Source organism: Catenulispora subtropica, assembly GCF_039531675.1.
Classification (GTDB): Bacteria; Actinomycetota; Actinomycetes; order Streptomycetales; family Catenulisporaceae; genus Catenulispora; species Catenulispora subtropica.
Window position 1 is genome coordinate 117,521 of record NZ_BAAAQM010000024.1, and the last position, 18,554, is coordinate 136,074.

Annotated in this window: 16 protein-coding genes; 9 read left to right on the plus strand and 7 right to left on the minus strand. The window is 71.6% G+C overall.

All coding sequences use genetic code 11. The features are described from left to right. Positions 1-228 precede the first annotated feature (228 nt). Positions 229-2,289, plus strand: coding sequence for an N-acetylmuramoyl-L-alanine amidase (locus ABD466_RS21660; RefSeq protein ID WP_344658943.1), 2,061 nt, complete (start codon positions 229-231; stop codon positions 2,287-2,289). 70 nt (positions 2,290-2,359) lie between these two features. After that, entirely contained in the window at positions 2,360-2,737 is a 378-nt protein-coding gene (locus ABD466_RS21665) for a hypothetical protein (protein WP_344658944.1), read from the plus strand. A 41-nt stretch (positions 2,738-2,778) separates the two neighbouring features. Here the strand turns inward: ABD466_RS21665 and ABD466_RS21670 are convergent, their stop codons facing one another. The 6 genes from ABD466_RS21670 to ABD466_RS21695 form a co-directional block, all read right to left on the minus strand. Continuing rightward, positions 2,779-3,513 (minus strand): SDR family oxidoreductase, encoded by a 735-nt coding sequence (locus tag ABD466_RS21670; protein WP_344658945.1) that lies wholly within the window; start codon positions 3,511-3,513, stop codon positions 2,779-2,781. An 88-nt stretch (positions 3,514-3,601) separates the two neighbouring features. Then, complete coding sequence (locus ABD466_RS21675; RefSeq protein WP_344658946.1) at positions 3,602-3,754, minus strand: hypothetical protein; 153 nt, start codon at positions 3,752-3,754, stop codon at positions 3,602-3,604. A gap of 42 nt (positions 3,755-3,796) precedes the next feature. Beyond that, on the minus strand, positions 3,797-4,579 hold the full coding sequence (locus tag ABD466_RS21680; protein ID WP_344658947.1) for a VOC family protein: 783 nt from the start codon (positions 4,577-4,579) through the stop codon (positions 3,797-3,799). Positions 4,580-4,638: 59 nt separating this feature from the next. After that, complete coding sequence (locus tag ABD466_RS21685) at positions 4,639-5,064, minus strand: SRPBCC family protein (protein ID WP_344658948.1); 426 nt, start codon at positions 5,062-5,064, stop codon at positions 4,639-4,641. An 18-nt stretch (positions 5,065-5,082) separates the two neighbouring features. Continuing rightward, complete coding sequence (locus tag ABD466_RS21690; RefSeq protein ID WP_344658949.1) at positions 5,083-6,351, minus strand: M24 family metallopeptidase; 1,269 nt, start codon at positions 6,349-6,351, stop codon at positions 5,083-5,085. 31 nt (positions 6,352-6,382) lie between these two features. After that, positions 6,383-6,838: an SAM-dependent methyltransferase gene (locus ABD466_RS21695; protein ID WP_344658950.1), complete on the minus strand. Its 456-nt coding sequence runs from the start codon at positions 6,836-6,838 to the stop codon at positions 6,383-6,385. A 124-nt stretch (positions 6,839-6,962) separates the two neighbouring features. On the opposite strand from ABD466_RS21695, the gene ABD466_RS21700 reads away from it, so the two are divergent. The 4 genes from ABD466_RS21700 (at position 6,963) to ABD466_RS21715 (ending at position 12,818) form a co-directional block, all read left to right on the plus strand. After that, entirely contained in the window at positions 6,963-9,944 is a 2,982-nt protein-coding gene (locus tag ABD466_RS21700) for a helix-turn-helix transcriptional regulator (RefSeq protein WP_344658951.1), read from the plus strand. A gap of 191 nt (positions 9,945-10,135) precedes the next feature. Next, complete coding sequence (locus ABD466_RS21705) at positions 10,136-11,365, plus strand: chymotrypsin family serine protease (protein WP_344658952.1); 1,230 nt, start codon at positions 10,136-10,138, stop codon at positions 11,363-11,365. A gap of 78 nt (positions 11,366-11,443) precedes the next feature. Then, a complete protein-coding gene (locus tag ABD466_RS21710) occupies positions 11,444-11,983 on the plus strand; it encodes an RNA polymerase sigma factor (protein ID WP_344658953.1) in 540 nt (179 codons plus the stop codon). Beyond that, complete coding sequence (locus ABD466_RS21715; RefSeq protein ID WP_344658954.1) at positions 11,943-12,818, plus strand: hypothetical protein; 876 nt, start codon at positions 11,943-11,945, stop codon at positions 12,816-12,818. Before ABD466_RS21710 ends, ABD466_RS21715 begins: the two co-directional genes overlap by 41 nt. Here ABD466_RS21715 and qcrB read toward each other — a convergent pair. Then, positions 12,770-14,305: a cytochrome bc1 complex cytochrome b subunit gene (gene qcrB / locus ABD466_RS21720; protein WP_486334156.1), complete on the minus strand. Its 1,536-nt coding sequence runs from the start codon at positions 14,303-14,305 to the stop codon at positions 12,770-12,772. The genes ABD466_RS21715 and qcrB overlap by 49 nt on opposite strands. A 319-nt stretch (positions 14,306-14,624) precedes the next feature. On the opposite strand from qcrB, the gene ABD466_RS21725 reads away from it, so the two are divergent. The 3 genes from ABD466_RS21725 to ABD466_RS21735 all read left to right on the plus strand — a co-directional run bounded on the left by ABD466_RS21725 (position 14,625) and on the right by ABD466_RS21735 (position 18,342). Continuing rightward, positions 14,625-15,230, plus strand: coding sequence for a hypothetical protein (locus ABD466_RS21725; protein WP_344658955.1), 606 nt, complete (start codon positions 14,625-14,627; stop codon positions 15,228-15,230). A gap of 139 nt (positions 15,231-15,369) precedes the next feature. Continuing rightward, complete coding sequence (locus ABD466_RS21730; protein WP_344658956.1) at positions 15,370-17,436, plus strand: glycoside hydrolase domain-containing protein; 2,067 nt, start codon at positions 15,370-15,372, stop codon at positions 17,434-17,436. A gap of 327 nt (positions 17,437-17,763) precedes the next feature. Continuing rightward, positions 17,764-18,342 (plus strand): DUF1062 domain-containing protein, encoded by a 579-nt coding sequence (locus ABD466_RS21735; RefSeq protein ID WP_344658957.1) that lies wholly within the window; start codon positions 17,764-17,766, stop codon positions 18,340-18,342. Positions 18,343-18,554 lie beyond the last annotated feature (212 nt).

Here is an 18,554-nt window from a genome sequence, read left to right on the forward strand (position 1 = left end):
TCGATGTTCACCCGAAGTTAAGGTGCGCGTCGGCGAGCGGACAAGAGTCCGGACTACGAGATCGACCTGCCTTCCGTTGGCACGTCTTGAGGGAGGCATTGATCAGAGCCATGATTTGCTGCTATACACACATTGCGATCCCCGGCCGCGCCGGTGAGGGAGAACCCTCTCTGACGCCACCACCCCGGGAGAACCATGCTGAGTAGTCACACCAGGCGCCGTGCGCCGATGCGCAGGGCCACGACCATGTGGGCCGCCGGAAGCGCGCTCGCCCTGGCCGCGACCGCGTTGGTCGCCGCCGCGCCGACTGCGGGCGCGGCGTCGGCTGCGCCCTCCGGCGGCCTGCCGGCCGCCTTGGCCGCGGCCGGCCGCGAGTCCGGCGTCCCGCTCGGCGTCCTGGAGGCGCTGGCCTACCAGGAGTCCGCGTGGAACGACCACGGCGGCGAGCCGTCCACCTCCGGCGGCTACGGCATCATGCAGCTGACGGAGATCTCCGCCGCGACCCTGGACGGCCTCGATCCGGACAGCGCGAAGGCCGCCGCGATCGCCGCCGATCCCCACCTCGACACCGCGGGCACCGCGGCCCGGCTGATCGGTGCCGGCGTCGACGACGTCAAGCGCGACGACACGCTGAACATCCGCGCCGGCGCCGCGTTGCTGGCGTCGTACGCCAAGGCCCTCAACGGCGGGAAGACCCCCGTTGCGGCGGGAGCCTGGTACGCGGCCGTCGCCGAGTACAGCGGCGCCGCCGACACCTCGACCGCTCAGCAGTTCGCGGACCGCGTCTTCGACGGCGTGCGCACGGGGATCAGCGTCGGCGGCGTGACGGTCGCGGGCGACCCGTCGGTGCAGACCGCCCCGGCTTCGCTGAGCGCCTTGCACCTGTCCGGTCCGCCCCCGGCGGCACGGAAGACCGCGACCGCCGCTGACGGCACCGTGCTTCCGGAGTGCCCGCCGACGCTCGGCTGCGACTACAACCCGGCGGCACTGGCGCTGAACGACCCGGCGGACCTGACGAGCTACGGCAACTACGACCCCGCCGACCGGCCCGCGCACTCGCAGATCCGCTACATCACGATCCACGACACCGAGGGCGGCTTCGCCGGCTCGGTGAACTGGTTCAAGAACCCGGTGGCCTACGCCTCGGCGCATTACGTGATCCGCTCCGCCGACGGCCACGTCACGCAGATGGTCCCGACGCGGGACATCGCGTGGGACTCCGCCAACTGGTCGGTGTACCAGCACTCGATCTCCATCGAGCACGAGGGCTGGGCCATCCACGGCGCCGCCTGGTACACCGAGGCCCAGTACGAGACCACGGCGGAACTCGTCCGCTATCTGGCCAGGAAATACGACATCCCGCTGGACCGCCAGCACATCATCGGCCACGACGAGGTGCCCGGCTCCAGGGACTCCGGCCAGGCCACGCAGCACTGGGACCCGGGACCCTACTGGGACTGGTCGCACTTCATGGACCTGCTCGGCGCCCCGATCCTGCCCTCGTTCCCGATCGGCGCACCCGGCGCACCCGGCGCTTCCGGCGCGGCTGTGAACCGCCTCGCCGACCCGGCCTTCAACCCGCTGGGCTCGGTCGTGGTCGTCAAGCCGGACTTCCGCGGCAACCTGCAGGTGGTCTCCGGCTGCACCGAGGCCAACGACCCCACGCCGGGCGCGACGCCGGGCCAGTGCGGCGAGCAGCCGGCGCAGGCCACGAACTTCGTGTGGCTGCGCACCGCCCCCGACCCGAACGCGCCGCTGCTGTCCGAGCCGTACCTGCACGCCGACGGCTCGGCCGGCACCGACGCCGCCGACGACTGGGGTGACAAGGCCGTGACCGGCCAGAAGTTCGTCGTCGCCGACCGCAGGATCACCCGCGACGGCGTCTGGACCGGCATCTGGTACGGCGGCCGCGAGGCGTGGTTCGCGAGCCCCTGGACTAACTTCTCCGCGATGCCGTCCACCGCGACGGTCGTCAAGCCGAAGGCCGGGCTGGCATCGATCCCGGTGTACGCCACCGCGGCCCCGGAGGCGTCGGCCTACCCGCCGCCGATCGCGGCCGTCGACCTGCGCACGCCCAAGCTGCTGACCAAGTACTCGATTCCGGCCGGGCAGGCTTACGTGACCTCCGGTCCGGCGGTGAACGGCGAGTACTGGTTCGCCTACAACATCGACGGCTCGGCGCCGATGGACCGGACCGAGGTGGTCGGTACGACTGAGTTCTACCTCATCCAGTTCAACCACCGGATGGCGTGGGTGAACGCCGCCGACGTGGACGCCTCGCAGTCCTGACACCTGGGTGACCGCTGTTGCGTGGCGTTCCCGGACTGCCGGGGGCGCCACGCGCACAGACAGGGACAAGGTGACGGACTCCGGTGCGGCAGCCGACTCGGTCGAGCCGAGCAGCGCTGACGGCTCGCGCAGCGCTGACGGCTCGCGCAGCGCTGACGGCTCGCGCAGCGCTGACGGCTCGAGCAGCGCTGACGGCTCGAGCAGCGCTGACGGCTCGCGCAGCGCTGACGGCTCGCGCGGCGCGGTCGATCCGAGTGGACCCGGTCGAGCGCGGAAGCTGCTGACCAGGTACATCAAGGCCGCGCGCTCGGGCGACACGGTCGCCCCGGAGCGGCTGTTCGCCGCGGACGTCACCGGCCCGGCCGACGGCGACGGCCGGGTGCGGATCGTCCGCATCCCGCTGGCCGGTGCCGAGCGCAACGTGAAGTTCCTGCTGGCCATGACCTGATTCTGGGACGCCTGTGCAGGCGGGACGTACCGGCGGCACCGCTACTTCGCGAGCCAGTCCCGGTAGTGCGTCTGGGCGATCACCGCGTCCTGCGGCGCGACCAGCACGTCGCCGGGCACGGCGGCGAACATCCCGGCCGTCGGATCGGTCGTGACCGAGCGCTTGTCGCCCCGCGCGGCCAACGTGATCCGGCCCAGCTCGTCGAGCGTGAACACGTCCGGTCCGGCCACGTTCCGGATGCCCTCCAGCGGCGCGCCCGCCGCGACCTCCGCCACGGCCCGGGCGACGTCGGCCGCGGCCATCGGCTGGATCGGGGTGGCGGGCAGGCGGACGGTGTCCGCGTCGGCCGTCCAGGACATGGCCGCGTCCATGAACTCGAAGAACTGGGTCGCGCGGACGATCGAGTACGGCACGCCGCCGTTCTTGAGGAGCTCCTCCTGTAGCGCCTTCGCCTGGTAGTAGACCAGGCCGGGCACCTGGTCGACGCCGACGATGGACAGGATGACGGCGTGGCCGACGCCCGCCGCCCTGGCCGCGGCCATCAGGTTGTCCATGCTGGTCCGGAAGAAGGCGGGGGAGGCGTCGTCGAACGTCGGTGAGTTGGTGAGATTGACGACGACGTCGGCGCTCGCGAGCGCCTCCGGCAGACCGGTTCCGGTCAGCAGGTCCAGGCCGGTGGAGGGGGAGTGGGGCACGGCGTCGTGGCCCTGCGCGGTCAGGATCTCGACGACCTGGGAGCCGATGAGGCCGGTGCCACCGATGACGGCGATCTTCATGTTTCTCGGGCCTTCCTGGGTGTTCGGACTGTTCACCAGCCCAGACCGGGCAGGCCCGGATTTCGTGACGCCTCCGGCCGCGGGGAGCTCACCGTCGGCTTCGGGACTTGATCGCCCCGAGCGCGGCACCGATCACGAACAACACGATGCCGATGACCAGCAGCCACAGGAGACCCTTGACCACGACACCCAGGACACCGAAGATCAGCGCGAGCACGATGATCAGCAAGATCCAACCCATGTCTCCGATCATGGTCCGGCTCGCGGATCTCCGCATCCGCTACTACTCCGCCGGCGCGTACACGAAGAACTCGTTGCCGTCCGGGTCGGCCATGGCCACCGCCCCCGACCCGCCCGACGCGCCCGATCCGTCCGATCCCTCCGATCCCTCCGACCCGCCCGACCCGTCGCCCGGGCCCAAGCGCGTCGCCCCGAGCGCCACCAGCCGCTCGACCTCCGCCTGCACATCGCCGCCCGGCCCCGGGGTGAGTTCGAAGAGCAGACGGTTCGGGCCGGTCTTCGGGGCGACCGGCGGACCTCCCCACGTGATCTTCGGCCCGCCGTGCGGCGACCGGATCGCGGTCTCCTGGTCCTGGTCCCACACCAGAGGCCACTCCAGCGCGCGGCTCCAGAAATACCCGACCTCCTGGGAACCGTCGGAGGCCAGCGCGCCGATGAAGCCGCACTCGGCGAGGAAGGCGTTGCCGGGCTCGATGACGCAGAACTCGTTGCCCTCGGGATCAGCGAGCACCACGTGCGCCGCGTCCGGGCCCTGCCCGACGTCGATGGGGCGGCCGCCGAGCTCCAGCGCCCCGGCCACCGTCCGCTGCTGGTCCTCCCACGAGGAACTGGTCAGGTCGAAGTGCATCTGGTTCTGCTTGGTCTTCTCCTCCTGCGAGGCGACGAAGCGGATCCGGAAACCGGTGTCGTCGTCCGGGTCCGGCAGAAGCGTCACGCCCCCGTGCGGATCGTCCGCCGTCTCCCAGCCCAGGACACCCGCCCAGAAACGCGCGAGACGGAGCGGATCGTGCGCTTTGAACGCGAGCGCAGCGAGGTGAGCAGTCATGGCACGACGCTATGCAGCACGATGACCGCCCCGCCACCGAATTCGGCCCGCGTGCCCCGCTACCCGGCCAGCACCGTCCCGAGCGCCGCGAACATCTTCGGCACGTTCTTCCCGAGCTGCGCCTTCGCCAGGTGCTCGGCCATCTTCGGGACGCCGTCCAACCGCAACTGGAACTCCAGCACGCAGCCCGCCCCGTCGGCGACGACCCGGTACGACTGCCGGACCGACGGTTTGCTCCCGTCCCCGGTCTCCAGCACCAGCGCCTCACCCGGCACGAACTCGGAGACGACCAGATCCGTCTCCGTCCGCTTGCCCAGGACCTTGCGGACCTGGTGCACCACCGCGCCCCGCTCCAGCGCCGGCGACGCCAGTCCGGCCTCCACCACGTCGGCCTGCCACGCCGGCAGCCCGCCGAAGTCCGTGACGGCCGAGAACACGGCTTCCCGCGCCTGCGGATACGCCACCCGGTGTCCGATCTCGATCATGTCCGGCTCCTCCTCGCCTCAGACCCGCAGCAGCCGCGCGGTCGACGGATTGAGTTCGATCGGCCCGTCCTCGCCGATCACGACGGTGCCCCCGAGGTTCACGGCCCGGCCGCCGACCACCGCGTTCGGCTCGAACGAGAACGACATCCCCGGCGCCAGCGGCAGCTCCCCGCCGATGGTCGGCAGCTCGAAGAGCCGCCCGTACTCCTTCGCCTCCGGCACCCGCCGCAGCCCCGAGCCGAACCCGCAGACCGGGCCGTAAGGGTTCAGCGTGTGCACCATCGGATGGATGTTCCAGGCGTCAGCCTCCTTCAACACCCCGAGCATCGCGTCGGCGATGTCGCCGAAGGAGTTGCCCACCTCGGCGACCGCCAGCCCCGCCTCGTACGCGGCGCGCGCGATCGCCGCCGCGGCCTCGACGTCCGGGTGCACCTCGCCGACCGCGATGGCGACCTGGTGCTGCGTCTCCTTCATGCCGAACCGGCAGAACACCTCGGCCAGCACCACGTCCCCGTCCTCCAGCACCCGCGGCGCCTGCGGCCGGTACGACCACGCCGGCGGGCCCCACGCGACGAACCCGGGGCCGGACCACAACAGCATGTCCGGCGCGGCGCAGCCGAGCCGGAACGCCGCCGCCATGCCGTCGGCGTACAGGTCGGCCTCGCTGACACCCGGCGCCGCCCGCTTCAGCATCGCCTCGGCCATCGCGTCGCCGGCGGCCGCCGAGTACCGCAGCACCGCCAGCTCCTCGTCGGACAGGCAGATGGTGGCGAACAGGAAGCTCTGCCCGACCGGTTTGAAGGTCGCGTCCGGCAGCTCGGTGCGGACCTGGTTCCACAGCAGGTACGGCATCGGCGGATTCAGGTGGAACGGCGGGTAGATGTCCAGCCCCAGCACACCCACAGCCGCCTTCTCCAGGCCGTTCTCCCGCAGCACCTCGATGATGCCCGCAGCGTTCTTGCCGGCCTGGATCACCGAGCCGGCGCGGATGTCGCGCGGTTCGATCCACAGCGCGTCGCCCCGCCGCCGGGCCTCGATGTCGTCCTGGATGGTCATGTTCGACCACACCAGTTGCACGGGGTCGGCATCGCGGCAGAACACGAGGAACGAGCCGGGCCGGTCGTTGCTGAAGTACGTGTCCGGGGCGAACGGCGCGAGATCCGCGCACTCGTGCTCGCCGTAGACGATCAGCGCCTCGACCTCCTCGGCCTCCATCAGGTCGCGGGCCAGGGCCCAGCGGCGGTCGCGCTCGGCGAGCGAGTATCCGGGGACGTTCAGACGGTTCATTCGGACGTTTCCTTTCGGATCGCGAGGACGGTCAGTAGTAGTCGCGCATCAGCTCGGTCGCCCACGCGGGCTGCCGGACCTCGCCGAGCGGCCCGAACTCGGCCATGTACGGCTTGACGTCCAGCACCGGCGTGCCGTCGATCGCGTCCAGCCCGCTCACCCGCACGTCCAGGCCGTCCACGGCCAGCAGCCGGCAGCGCGAGACGCCGAGCCGGTTCGGGCGGTTCTTGCCGCGCTGCGCGAAGATCCCGACCAGCGGCCAGTCCGGGTTGCCGCGCGGGTGCCGGGCACCGGTCTGCACCTTCGCCTCGTCCACGAGGTGGAAGGCGAAGACCACCTCGAGATGCGAGAACTCGGCCAGCCCGGCCAACGCCTCGGCGCCGAACCGGTCCGCGTCGAGCCGGATGGTGGCCCGCTCCACGGTCCAGTCGTCGTCGTACGGCTCGCTCCGGCCGCCGACCACGGTGCCAATCGGTTCAACAATCATGGGGGCGACGCTACGGACGGCCGCGGTCCCGCCGGATCAGTCACGCATACCTGGATCGACGGGGGACCCTGCCGGCCCAGGGCCGGTTCCGCACCGGCAAACCGGCCTCGGTATGTTCGAGGACATGCTCAGCGGACGCGGTCATGAGCTGGTCCGGCTGGCGGCGCTCCTGGACGCCGCCGCGGCCGGGCGGGGCCAGGCGCTCGTCATCAGCGGCGAGGCCGGCATCGGCAAGACCGCGCTGCTCGACCACGCCGCCCGTCTCCACGCCCCGCGCCCGATGCTGCGCATCGCCGGCACCGAGGCCGAGACCGACCTGCCGTTCGCCGCCCTGCACGCACTGCTGCACCCGGTGCGCAAACGGATCGCCGACCTGCCCGCTCCTCAGGCCGACGCTCTGCGCACGGCTCTCGGCCACGGCTCCTCCGACGGCCACGACCGGTTCCTCGTCGGCCTGGCCCTGCTGACCCTGCTGGCGGACCTCAGCGAGGAAGAACCGCTGCTCTGCCTCGTCGACGACGCGCAGTGGCTCGACCAGGCCTCCGCCTCCGCCCTGCTGTTCGCGCTGCGGCGCCTGCAGGCCGAACGCATCGCCGTGGTGCTCGGCGTGCGCACCGGCGACGAGAGACGCCGCTTCGAACACAGCCCGGTCAGCCCGGTCAGCCCGCTCACCGGACTGCCGGAGCTGGTCCTGGAAGCTCTCGACGCCGACCAGGCGGCGGCCGTGCTGGCCGAGCACCGCGGCGAGATCGCCCCGGCCGTGCGGGACCGAATCATCGCCGAAGCCGAAGGCAACCCGCTGGCGCTCATCGAGCTGTCCGCGATGCTCGGACCCGAGCAGCTGGCCGGCAAGGTCGCACCGCTCACCCTCTACACCGAAGCCTCGTCGGCCGTCGGACGCATCGAAAGCGCCTATCGCGAACGCATCGAGATACTGCCCGAACGTACCCGCACCCTGCTGACGCTCGCCGCCGCCGAAGGCACCGGCGACGTCGACCTCGTCGCCCGCGCCGCCGCCCACCTCGACGCCGGCCTCCCCGACCTCGCCCCGGCCGAGGACGCCGGCCTGGTCCGGGTCGCCGCCGGCGCGGTCAGCTTCCGCCACCCCCTGGTCAAGGCCGCCGCCTACCGCGGTGCCACCCTCAGCGCCCGCCAGGCCGCGCACCGCGCACTGGCCGCCGCTTTGGAACACGGCGCCGTCGAAGAACGCGACGCCGCCGCGGACCGCCGCGCCCACCAGCTCGCCGCCGCCACCACCGGTGTCGACGAGGACCTCGGCGACCTCGTGGAGCAGGCCGCCGCCCGCGCCCTGCGCCGCGGAGCCCCCGAAGTCGCCGCCCCGGTCTTCGAACGAGCCGGCCAGCTCAGCCAGGAACGCGCGGTCCGGGCCCGCCGGCTCACCCTCGCCGCCGAAGCCGCCTCCGCCGCCGGCCAGCTCGCCCGCTCAGGGGAACTCGTCGACCGGGCCCTGCGACTTCTCGGCGACCCTGTTACCGCCGCGGCCGACCCGGGCACCGCGACGGCCGACCCGGGCCCGGCCGCCACCGCCACTGCCACCGCCACCGACGACCCGGGCACCGCGACGCCCGACCCGGGCCCGGCCGCCACCGCCACCGCCACTGCCGACCCGGGCACTATTGCTGCCATCACCACCGACCCGGGCACCGCCGCCCGCCTCGCCGCCGTGCGGGCGGCCGTCGAGTTCGAGCACGGCGACCCCGCCCTCGCCGGCCGCCTGCTGGTCGACGCCGTCGCCCCGATCGTGCCCGCCGCCCCGGACCGGGCCCTCGCCCTGCTCGGCGCGGCGGCCGGGTACGCCTGGTTCGCGGGCGACGGCGACGTCCTGCGCCGTTGCGGCCGCCTCGCCGAGGTCGCCGAACAGCACAGCACCGCCCCGCTCGGCCGGATCTCCTCGGTCATCCGCGCCACCGAGCAGCTCCTGGCCGACGGCGGCACCGCCGATCCCGGCCTGTTCCAGGCCGCGATGGCCGACCTCGGCTCCGCCACGTCGGCCGACACCATGGCGGCGACCTACGCGGTGTTCGCCGCGCTGCGGACGGGAAGCGATCCCGAGGCGCTCGCCGCGAGCGAGGACCTCGCCGCCGTCTGCCGCCGTCAGGGTCGTATCAGCGAGCTGACCCACGCCCTTCAGCTGAAGACCCAGGCGCACTTCTTCCTCGGCGGGTTCCCGGAGGCCGAGGCTGCGGCGGCCGAGGCCCTGCACATCGCCGACGCGATCGGCCACACCCGCCGGGCGCGTCACGTCCAGGGCGTCCTGTCGCTGACGGTGGCGGTCCAGGGCGACGCAGAACGCTGTGAGGAGCTGGCACGCAGCGGCATCGACGGAGTCCTGGCTCCAGGCGCTTCCTGGGGCGGCTACGCGCTCGGCCTGCTGGCCCTCGGCCGGGGCGACCACCGGGCCGCCGCCGACCGGCTGACCGCCCTGCTGGCCGGACCGGCCGGGCACACCGTGATCGTGCGCTTCGCGGTGCCGAGCCTGGTCGAGGCCCGTGTCCGCCTCGGCGAGCCGGATCGTGCGGCCGCCGTCCTGCCCCGTTTCGAGGACTGGGCCCGCGGCACGGGCCGGGCCTGGGCTCTGGGCGTCGTCGAACGCTGCCACGCGATCCTCGATCCCGCCCTGGATCCCGACCGGAACACCGATCAGGTGGCGGAGGCGCGGTTCCAGGCCGCGCTCGGTCATCACGAACAGGCCACCCGGCCGTTCGAGCACGCCCGCACGCTGCTGCTGTACGGCGAATGGCTGCGCCGGATCCGCCGCCGCGGCGAGGCCGCCGACCGCTTGCGCGCCGCCGCCGAGATCTTCCAGCGGCTCGGCGCCGTCCCCTGGCTGGAGCGCGCGACCGCCGAGCTCACCGCCATCGGCGCGGTCCGCCGGGCGGTGACCGCCGATCGGCCGATCGACGAACTCGACAAGCTGACCGCGCAGGAGTCGCAGGTGGTCCGGCTCGCGGCCGGCGGTGCTTCCAACGCGGAGATCGCCTCGCAGCTGTTCCTGAGCCCGAGGACCGTCGGTTATCACCTCTACAACGCCTTCCCGAAGCTCGGCGTGAGTTCGCGGTCGGAGTTGGCGCGCTTCGTCTCCTAGCCGACCCGCTTACTTCTCCATGGCCTCGCCGGCGGTCACCACACCCATGTCCGGCAGGTATTTGCTGCAAGGTTCCGGAACCCTCTTCGCGCCCCGGCCTTGTCAGACCTCTTATGTTTCCCATCGGCCTCGTGTAAAAAGGCTCCGACGGGCAGCTTGTATCCAGGGGAGGGCACATGCGATATCGAGCCATGGCTATCGGGACGGTCGCGTTGTCGGCGGCGTTGGGCCTGATTCCGGCGGCCGCGGCCAGCGGGGACACCTCGTGGAGTTCCCCCAAACCCGCCACCTTCGACCAGTTCGCGGCCCAGCCGTTCGACCAGCAGGCCTCCGTCCTCCAGCCCTTGCGCGCCGTCGCCGGCGCGCTCGACGACCTCGGCCGCGGCTCTCTCGCAGCCGCCTACGGCGACGTGGTGATGGACCCCGTCGCGGACACCGTCACCCTCTACGCCACTTCGCCGGCCGGCGGTGCCGCGCTCGTCGCCCAGGCCAAGCAGGACCACCCGGAGATCGACACCACCCTCATCCGGATCAAGCCCGCGGCCTACTCCAAGGCCCAGTTGCACGCCGCCCGCGACCGGCTCGCCGCGCAGGCCGGGCACCTGCCCTACCAACTGGTCAGCGTCGCGGTCGCGGTCGACGGCTCCGGCCTCGAAGTCGGAGTCGACGACCCGGCCGCCGCGAAGCAGACCACTGCGCTCGCTGCGGGCGCGGCCGGCAGCGACCCGGCCAGCATCGCGGGTGTTCCGGTCGTCGTATCCCAGGGCTCTGGCATGACGGGCCAGACCCGCTACGCCGACACCTCGCCCTACTACGCCGGCGGCCTCATCACCTCCGGCGGCTGGGACTGCACCACCGGAATCCCCGTCGCCAACAACAGCGGTGGCGGATACGCCATCATCACCGCTTCGCACTGCGCCCACACCGGCGCCGTGATCTACAACGGCGGCGGCGCCAAGGAGGGCACCGTCTCCGAGTACCACGAGAACTGGGACGCGGCGAAGTACCCGGTCTCCGCCTCCGGCGCCTACGAGTTCGACGGTTCGCCGTCCGCCTACGACCCGCGGCCGTTGTCCGGCACCAAGTACTCCTACAACGGCGACTCGGTCTGCCAGGACGGCTACACCTCCGGCGTCATCTGCGGCATCCAGGTCGTCAACCAGGACGTCCAGAACTTCATGGTCCGCGGCGAGCGCTACGGCAACACCTTCGCGGTGCGCGGCGTCATCGGCCGCCGGGCCAACAGCACCGCGGTCCGCCCCGGCGACAGCGGCGGCCTGGTGTTCGCCATCCCCTATAGCGGTGCCACCGTCCGCGAGGTCCGGGGCATCGTGAGCGCGTCGGTCGACGGCCACTCGGACGAGATCTTCTGGACCGAGGCCCTCGACATCTACAACACCTTCCACGTCCATCTGGTCTGACCGTCAGCGACTTCGGCCGGGCCCCCAACGATTCGGGGGCCCGGTTCGTCTTGGGAGGTGTGAGAAGGACGGAGGCCTGTGACTGACTGGGCGGACGCGCTGGTCGACCTGCTCCAGGTGCGGGGACTCGCGCTGCGGCGCTACGCCGTGCTGCTGAGCGGGAGCGAGGACGAGGCCGACGACCTGCTCCAGGAGGCGCTGGCCCGGATCTTCGCAGGACGCGGATACAAGGCGGCCCCGGAGTCGCTGGAGGCGTATCTGTGCAAGACCATGGCGAACCTGGTGATCGACGCCGGGCGCCGTCGTCAGCGCTGGCTGCGGGTCCGGCACCGGTTCGCCGTTCCGGTGCACGACGGCGGCCGGATGGCCGAGACCACCGCCGACCGGCTGGACACCCGCGCGTCGTTGGCGACGCTGTCGCCGCAACAGCGGGTGTGCGCGGTGCTGCGGTACTACGACGACCTGACCGTGCCGGAGATCGCCGCCCGCCTCGGCTTGGCCGAGGGAACAGTCAAACGGCACTTGGCGGACGCCGCCCGGCGGCTGGCGGTGCTTCTGAGAACGTCCGGGGAGGGTGGTGAGAACGGTGGACGACGACTGGGACGAGCACGCCCCTGACATCCTCCGTGCGCTGGTGGACGAGGCGGCCGAGCAGAGCCGGACCCTCGGCCGCGGCCCCGACGTCGAGGCCGCGACCGAGTTCGTCCGCGGCCGGCGGCGGCGTCGGGCGGCGCTGCAAGTCGGGGGCACGACGACGGCGGTCGCGATGGTGGCCGCGGTGGCCGCCGCGGTCGCGGTGCCGGCCGGGCACTCGAAGGCGGCGGTGACAACGCCCAGTCCGGGCATCCCCACGAGCCCGCGTACCGTGCCGAGCGGTCGCACCGCTTCCGGTTCCGCGCCGGCTTCCCAGAGCCCGTCGACGCAACTGCAGCCGGACCGCCCCGGCGTCGTGTGCGGACAGCGGCTCACCGCCCAGTACGCGGCCCAGGCCCCGGGCGGCGTCCACGTGGTCGTGACCGCCGAGCACCCGCAAGCCCCGGCCACGGCGCCGACCGTCGACGTCGCGGTCACGGCGGACCGCGCCCTCACCGTCTCCGGCTCCCCGCGCCACCTCGACATCCAGGTCGTGGTCCTCCACGAGGGAACGGTCGTCGACCGGATCGGCGGTGCCGCCTGGCCGGACGACTTCACCCCTCAGCCCGGCCGGCACTACGGCGACTCCGCCGAAGCCCGCTCCTGGCCGGTCGACGCCGGCCGCCCCCACACCGAGCAGATCGCCCCCTCGCGCTGGACCGCCTGCTCCGGCGTCGACTGGGCCGCCATCTATTCGCACCCGGCCGAGTATCAACTCATTGCTTTGATGCCGATCCCGATGGTCTTCGACGCCGACGGCCCGGTCGCGGATCACACCGAGGGACTGCTCGGCTCCCCGCCGCTGACGCTGACTCGTTGACCGTCCTCGGCCGGTCCGTCCTCGGCCGGTCCACCGATCGGCACGAGCGGATCCACGTGATTCCCGTACAACGCCCGGGACAACGCCGCCTTCGGGCCGCGCGCAGACTCCAGCGGCGCGTGCTCCTCGTAGTTCGCCCGCACCCACTGCCGTCCCGGATCCCCGGTTCGGTGAACCTCGGCGAAGCCGCCGTCCTCCGTCGCCACGATCACCCCGGACTCCACGCCGTGCAACACGATCTCCCGGTCCCGGCGCTGCAACCCCAGGCAGATCCGTCGCGTGACGTCGAACGCCGCGACCGGCCCGAGCACAGCCAGGACCTGGAAGACGTGCAGCACGGACTCCACCGACAAATGGAAGTGCGTCGCCATGGTGTCCGCCGAAGCCGCCGCCCACAGCACGCCGTAGAACGTCATACCGGCCACCCCGATCGCGGTGCGCGCCGGATTGTTCCGCGGCCGCTCCAGGATGTGGTGGTCGCGACGATCGCCGGTGAGCCAGCGTTCCAGGAACGGATAGAGCGCGAACACCGTCAGGAACAGAGTGACGATCCCGACCGGGACCAACACCGCCAGCGTCCACGTGCGGCCCAGCCACACGAACTCCCATCCCGGCGGAATCAGCCGCAGCCCGCCGTCGAGGAACCCCAGGTACCACAAGGGTGCGGCACCGGCGCTCGCGTCACCCGGGTTGAAGGGCCCGTACTTCCACACCGGATTGATCTGCACCGTCCCGGCGACCACCGTGACCAGGCCGGCGACCAGGAAGCACAGGCCCACGCTCTTGACCGCGATGACCTTGAACGGCAGTCCGACCACGTTGTCCTCGCTCCGTCCGGGTCCGGCGAACTGCGCGGGCCGGTTGCGCAGCGCGAAGAACCCGTGCAGGGCGAGCAGACCGGCCAGCGCCAGCGGCAGCAGGATGACGTGCAGCGGGTAGAACAGCCGCAGCGGGTCGCCCGGATAGCCGCCGTCGAACACCAGCGACGACAGGTTCGGGCCGACGAACGGGATCGCTTTCAGCGTGCCGTCCATGATGGCCAGGCTGGTGCCGGACAGCAGGTCGTCCGGCAACACCGCTCCGGTGAACCCGGCCGCCATGGCCGCGGCCAGGATCCCGGACAGGATCAGCCAGTTGGTCGTCCGCGGGGCCCGGAACGCGCCGGTGAAGAAGATCCGCAGCATGTGCAGGAGCAGTGCCGCGATCATCACCAGCGAAGCCCAGTGATGGATCTGGCGGACCAGCAGGCCCGCCCGCACGGAAAAGGACAAGTTCAGCATCGAGGCGTAGGCGCGGGACATGTCCGTGCCGGCCAGGGCGATGTAGGGGCCCTGATAGGTTGTGCGCTCCATCGAGGGCTCGTAGTACCACACCAGGTAGAACCCGCTGAGCATGGTAAGGACGAAGGCGTAGACGACGATCTGGCCCAGCCATACGGTCCAGTGGTCGGGGAACACCCGCTGCCGGAGTCGTTGCATCGTGCTCACGCCCAGGAGACGGTTCCGATCGGCCGTTTGTGACCGGTCGCGGCCGATCGTGGCCGACCTCACAGCCGCCGCTCAGCTCAACCGCCTCAAATCGCGCTCGCCGCCCACGGCCGTCCGGCTCCCGCGCCCGGCCGCCCCAACCCCTGGACGGTTCCGGACGGCCCGGCGCGGAGCCGACCGGGTTTGTCCGCAGGGCCTTGACGCACCGGTACCGCCGAGGTCGAGAACCCCAGCTCAGGAGCTGTTTTCCACCCTCCAGCTCATGCGGCCTTCGCCGCGCGCTCACCCGGGCTTCACCCCTTTCGGCGACGCTGGAAGCATGGCTCGACGGTTCCACCCGGAGCGGGTTGAGTACGACCTTCGCATCGCGCACCCGGACACGCGGCAAGCCGCCGCCGGGGCGACCCTGTGGTCCACCGCCGCGGTGGACGCCGTGACCCCGAAACCCCTCAACGATCGCGAAGCCTTGAAGGACTACGCGCTGGCCCTGGTCTCGCGCCTGCAGGACTTCGCCGAGCACACCGCCGCCGCGCCCTTCGGCGAGGAGGCCTCCTCGGCGCTGCGCCACGACGCCTACCGCAAAGTGCGGGCCGTGATCCGTGACAAGGACGGAGCGGCACTGGCCGAGGTGCAGGCCGACGGGCGTGTGTCGCTGCCCGGCGAACTCGACCCCGACCTGCGCGGCCGGATCACCGGTCTGGTCAACGTCGGGCTCCCGATGATCCTGCGGACCGTGGACCAGGGCGGCTACGAGACCGCGCTGGAGTCGCTGGTGAAGGCCCGGAGCGTGGTCAACGCCACGCTGCAGGCGGTGCTGAACATGGCGGTGTCCGCGCCGGAGCCGGTGCCCCGGGAACGGTTGGCCGCCGCACTGAACGTCCAGCCGACCGACCTCGAACACTGGTACGCCGGCCGGGCGACGTAGGCCGGGTCGCCAACCGCCGCCACGCCATTTTGCTAGTTCCGGCGCCCGTCACTCCGAAAGACCATCAAACGGTCCGAAACCGCACCTTGTTGGCTACTGTGCCGACTGGCCTGATCGGGATGAGGACACGGACGGTGGTATGGCAAGCGTGGCTGGCTCGCGGGCCTTGCGGTGGTTGGTGTGTTGTTCGGCGGCCGCGCTCTTGGCCGGTACCGCGGTGCAGGCCTCCGGTGTGGTGCGGCCCGAGCCGGTGAACGTGTCGACGGCTTACGCGGGGCCCGGGTTCGATCCGTGTTGGGCGCCGGGCGACGCCGAGATGGATGCCTGGTTGCAGTCGCCATATCGCGCGATCGGCGTCTACCTCGGCGGTCCGCGCTACGCGACCGGGTGCCGCGCTGCGAACTCCGCCAACCTCACGCCGGCCTGGGTCCGTCGTCAGGCCGCCAAGGGCTGGCGGTTCCTGCCGATCTACGTCGGCAGCCAGGCTTGGTATCCCGCCGCGGCGGCGAAACCGAGCGCCAAGAACCCGCCCGGCCCCAAACCGCCCAAGCCCGGCGGCGAGCCCGGCGGCAAGCCCGGCGTCGAGCTCCAGCGGAAATCCAAGCCAGATCTGGCCCCCGACGCAGTTCCGCACCTCAGCGACTTCGACGCCCTCACCACCGACACCGCCTACGCCCGCGCCGTCGCCGAAGCCGACGACGCGGTCCGCATCGCATCAGACCTCGGATTCGCGCCGGGCGCCGTGCTGTACAACGACATGGAAGGCTATCCGGGCACCTACCGCGCCCGGGTCCTGGCCTACTCCCGCGGCTGGACCGCCGAGCTGCACCGCCTCGGCTACCGTTCCGGCTGGTACTCGAGCGCTGATTCCGGCATCCGCGATCAGTCCCGCGCCTACGGCCCCGACTCCCCGGACGTCGTGGACATCGCCGACTGGAACGGGAACGACAGCGTCGACGATCCGAGCGTGGAGCCCACGCAGTGGCGCAACCACCAGCGGGCGCACCAGACGGCTGGCGACCACCAGGAGACCTGGGGCGGCGTGACCCTGTCCGTGGACAGCGACTGGATCGACGTCGGCACCGCCGACCGCGGCACCGTCGAACGCCTCGCGGGCTGGGATCGCGACGAGACCGCGGTCGCCGTCTCGCGCCGTGCCTTCGACTGCGCACGATGTATGAACGCCGGCCACGACCAAGCGGAATCAGCCGTCCTTTCCCGCAACGACGCCTACGCCGACGCCCTCGGGGGCGCCGCCCTCGCCGCCCAGTTCAACGGACCGCTGCTCCTCACGCCCTCCAGCCGCCTGGGGCGGCCGGCCGCCGCCGAACTCCACCGGGTCCTGGCCCCGGGTTCCACGGTCTTCCTCCTCGGCGGTCCGCGCGCCCTGTCCCCGCAGGTCGAGGACGCCGTCCGCGCCGAAGGCTTCGTCCCCGTCCGCATCGCGGGCCGCGACCGCTACGAGACCGCGGTCCAGATCGCCCGGACGGTATCCCCGGGCCGGCCGCCGTCGAGCATCCTCGTCGTGCCGGGCACCGATTTCCGCAGCGCCCTGGCCGCGAGCGCGGCGGCCGGAGCCCTCGGCGCCGCCACCACCAAAGCTGAGCTGGCCGACGCTCAGCCCGACGGGCCCGGCGATCAGCCCGACGCTCAGCCCGGCGATCAGCAGCCACCGGCCCGCCACGGAGCCGCCGTCGTCCTCACCGATGCCGCCACGATGCCCCCGGCGACTGCCGCATACCTCGCGACCCTCAACCCTCGCACCACCAAGCTCTACGCCATCGGCGCGGAAGCATCCACCGCGTTGACCTCTTCGCAGCGCTCGTGGAAACCGGCCGGCGACTTCGCCACCGTCACCGACCCGGACCACCACGTGTCGGCCACAGCTGTCGCGGTCGCCACCGCCTTCTTCCCTCAGGCGACGTCAGTCGTGATCACCTCCGCTCACGACTGGCCGGACGCTCTGGCAGGCAGCGCTCTCGCCGCCCGTTGGAACGCCCCTCTGCTCTTCACGGACCGGAATGCTCTGCCACACCCCACCGAGCGCTATCTCGCCGCTCGGACGAAGCCGATCACTACAGAGATCATCATCGGCGGCGAGAAGAACGTGACTCTCAAGACAGCCACCGCCGTCGGCGACGCGACGACGCCCGCCGGCCTGTGGGACCTGGTCGATACCCAGGGCGAGATCGTTCTGCATCCCTGACGCGAATAATCGCTGGCCACGGCAGGCCGTCGGTAGTACCGTCGCGGCGACATCCGAGATCCGCCTGTCGGGCGGATCTCGTCCCTTCGTCAAGGACGGGCCGTTGTACAGCAGCTAAGACGTTCATCGCGCCGAGAACGCACGCCGCGCCCCTTGACGGGCTGACCCTGCAGCGCCTTGCGCCGCGGGTCTGTGCGGGTGTGCCCTCGGCAGGTCATCGACGTCCGGCTGCCCTCTTATCAGGCATCCGCTGTTCGATCCGGCGCCGCGCCTTGTCGCGCTGCGCCGATGTCGCTATGAGATCTCACAGCAGATCGGCCTTTCCTGGTGCACGAAAACACCTTCACCGTGCGCGCGGCGACCCAGTGGCTCGTCCGCCCGCACGATTTCCCGACCATCCGGCGCCGATGCCGGACCTGCCCCTCGACCGAGTTCCGGACGCAAGGGAAGTTCCGGGTCAACGCCAACCACAAGATGCTCGACGTCTGGCTGCTGGCGCTGTGCGCGCAGTGCGGCGAGACGGTCAAGCTGACGGTGCTGGAGCGGGTGCACGTCCGCTCGATCGACCCGGCCATGCTCAGCGGCTTCCACGACAACGCTCCCGTGCTCGCCGCGCGGCTGCTGGCAGACTCTTCGGTCGCGCACCGCAACGGCATCACCCTCGACTGGACCGGCGCGTGGACGCTGGAGATGGATCCCGTCGAACTGCCGAAGGCCGACATCCTCGAGGTCTCGGTCCGGTTCGCACAGCGCGTCCCGCTCCGGCTCACGACGGTCATCGCGACCGGTCTGGAGCTGTCCGGATCCGAGGTCGCGAGGCACATCGAGGCCGGCCGGCTCACCTCGGAGCACAAGCTGAGCGGGCGCGGCGCCCGGGACTTCGACTTCGTGTTCCGGTGGCACTGAGCGACATGCCGCATCGCCGCGACCGACGGGGCATTGTTCAGTCGGTCGCGGCATCCCGAGGCCATCAGGACCCGTATACTCCGGCGGCATCGACCGGAAACCACGGAGGGTCTCGCCATGGGTGCAAGGGCTCGGGGCGTCGGGATACTGACAACGCTCAAGTCGGATCGTAGCCATGTCGTTCTGTGAGCCAAGGAGTTGGATGATCCTTT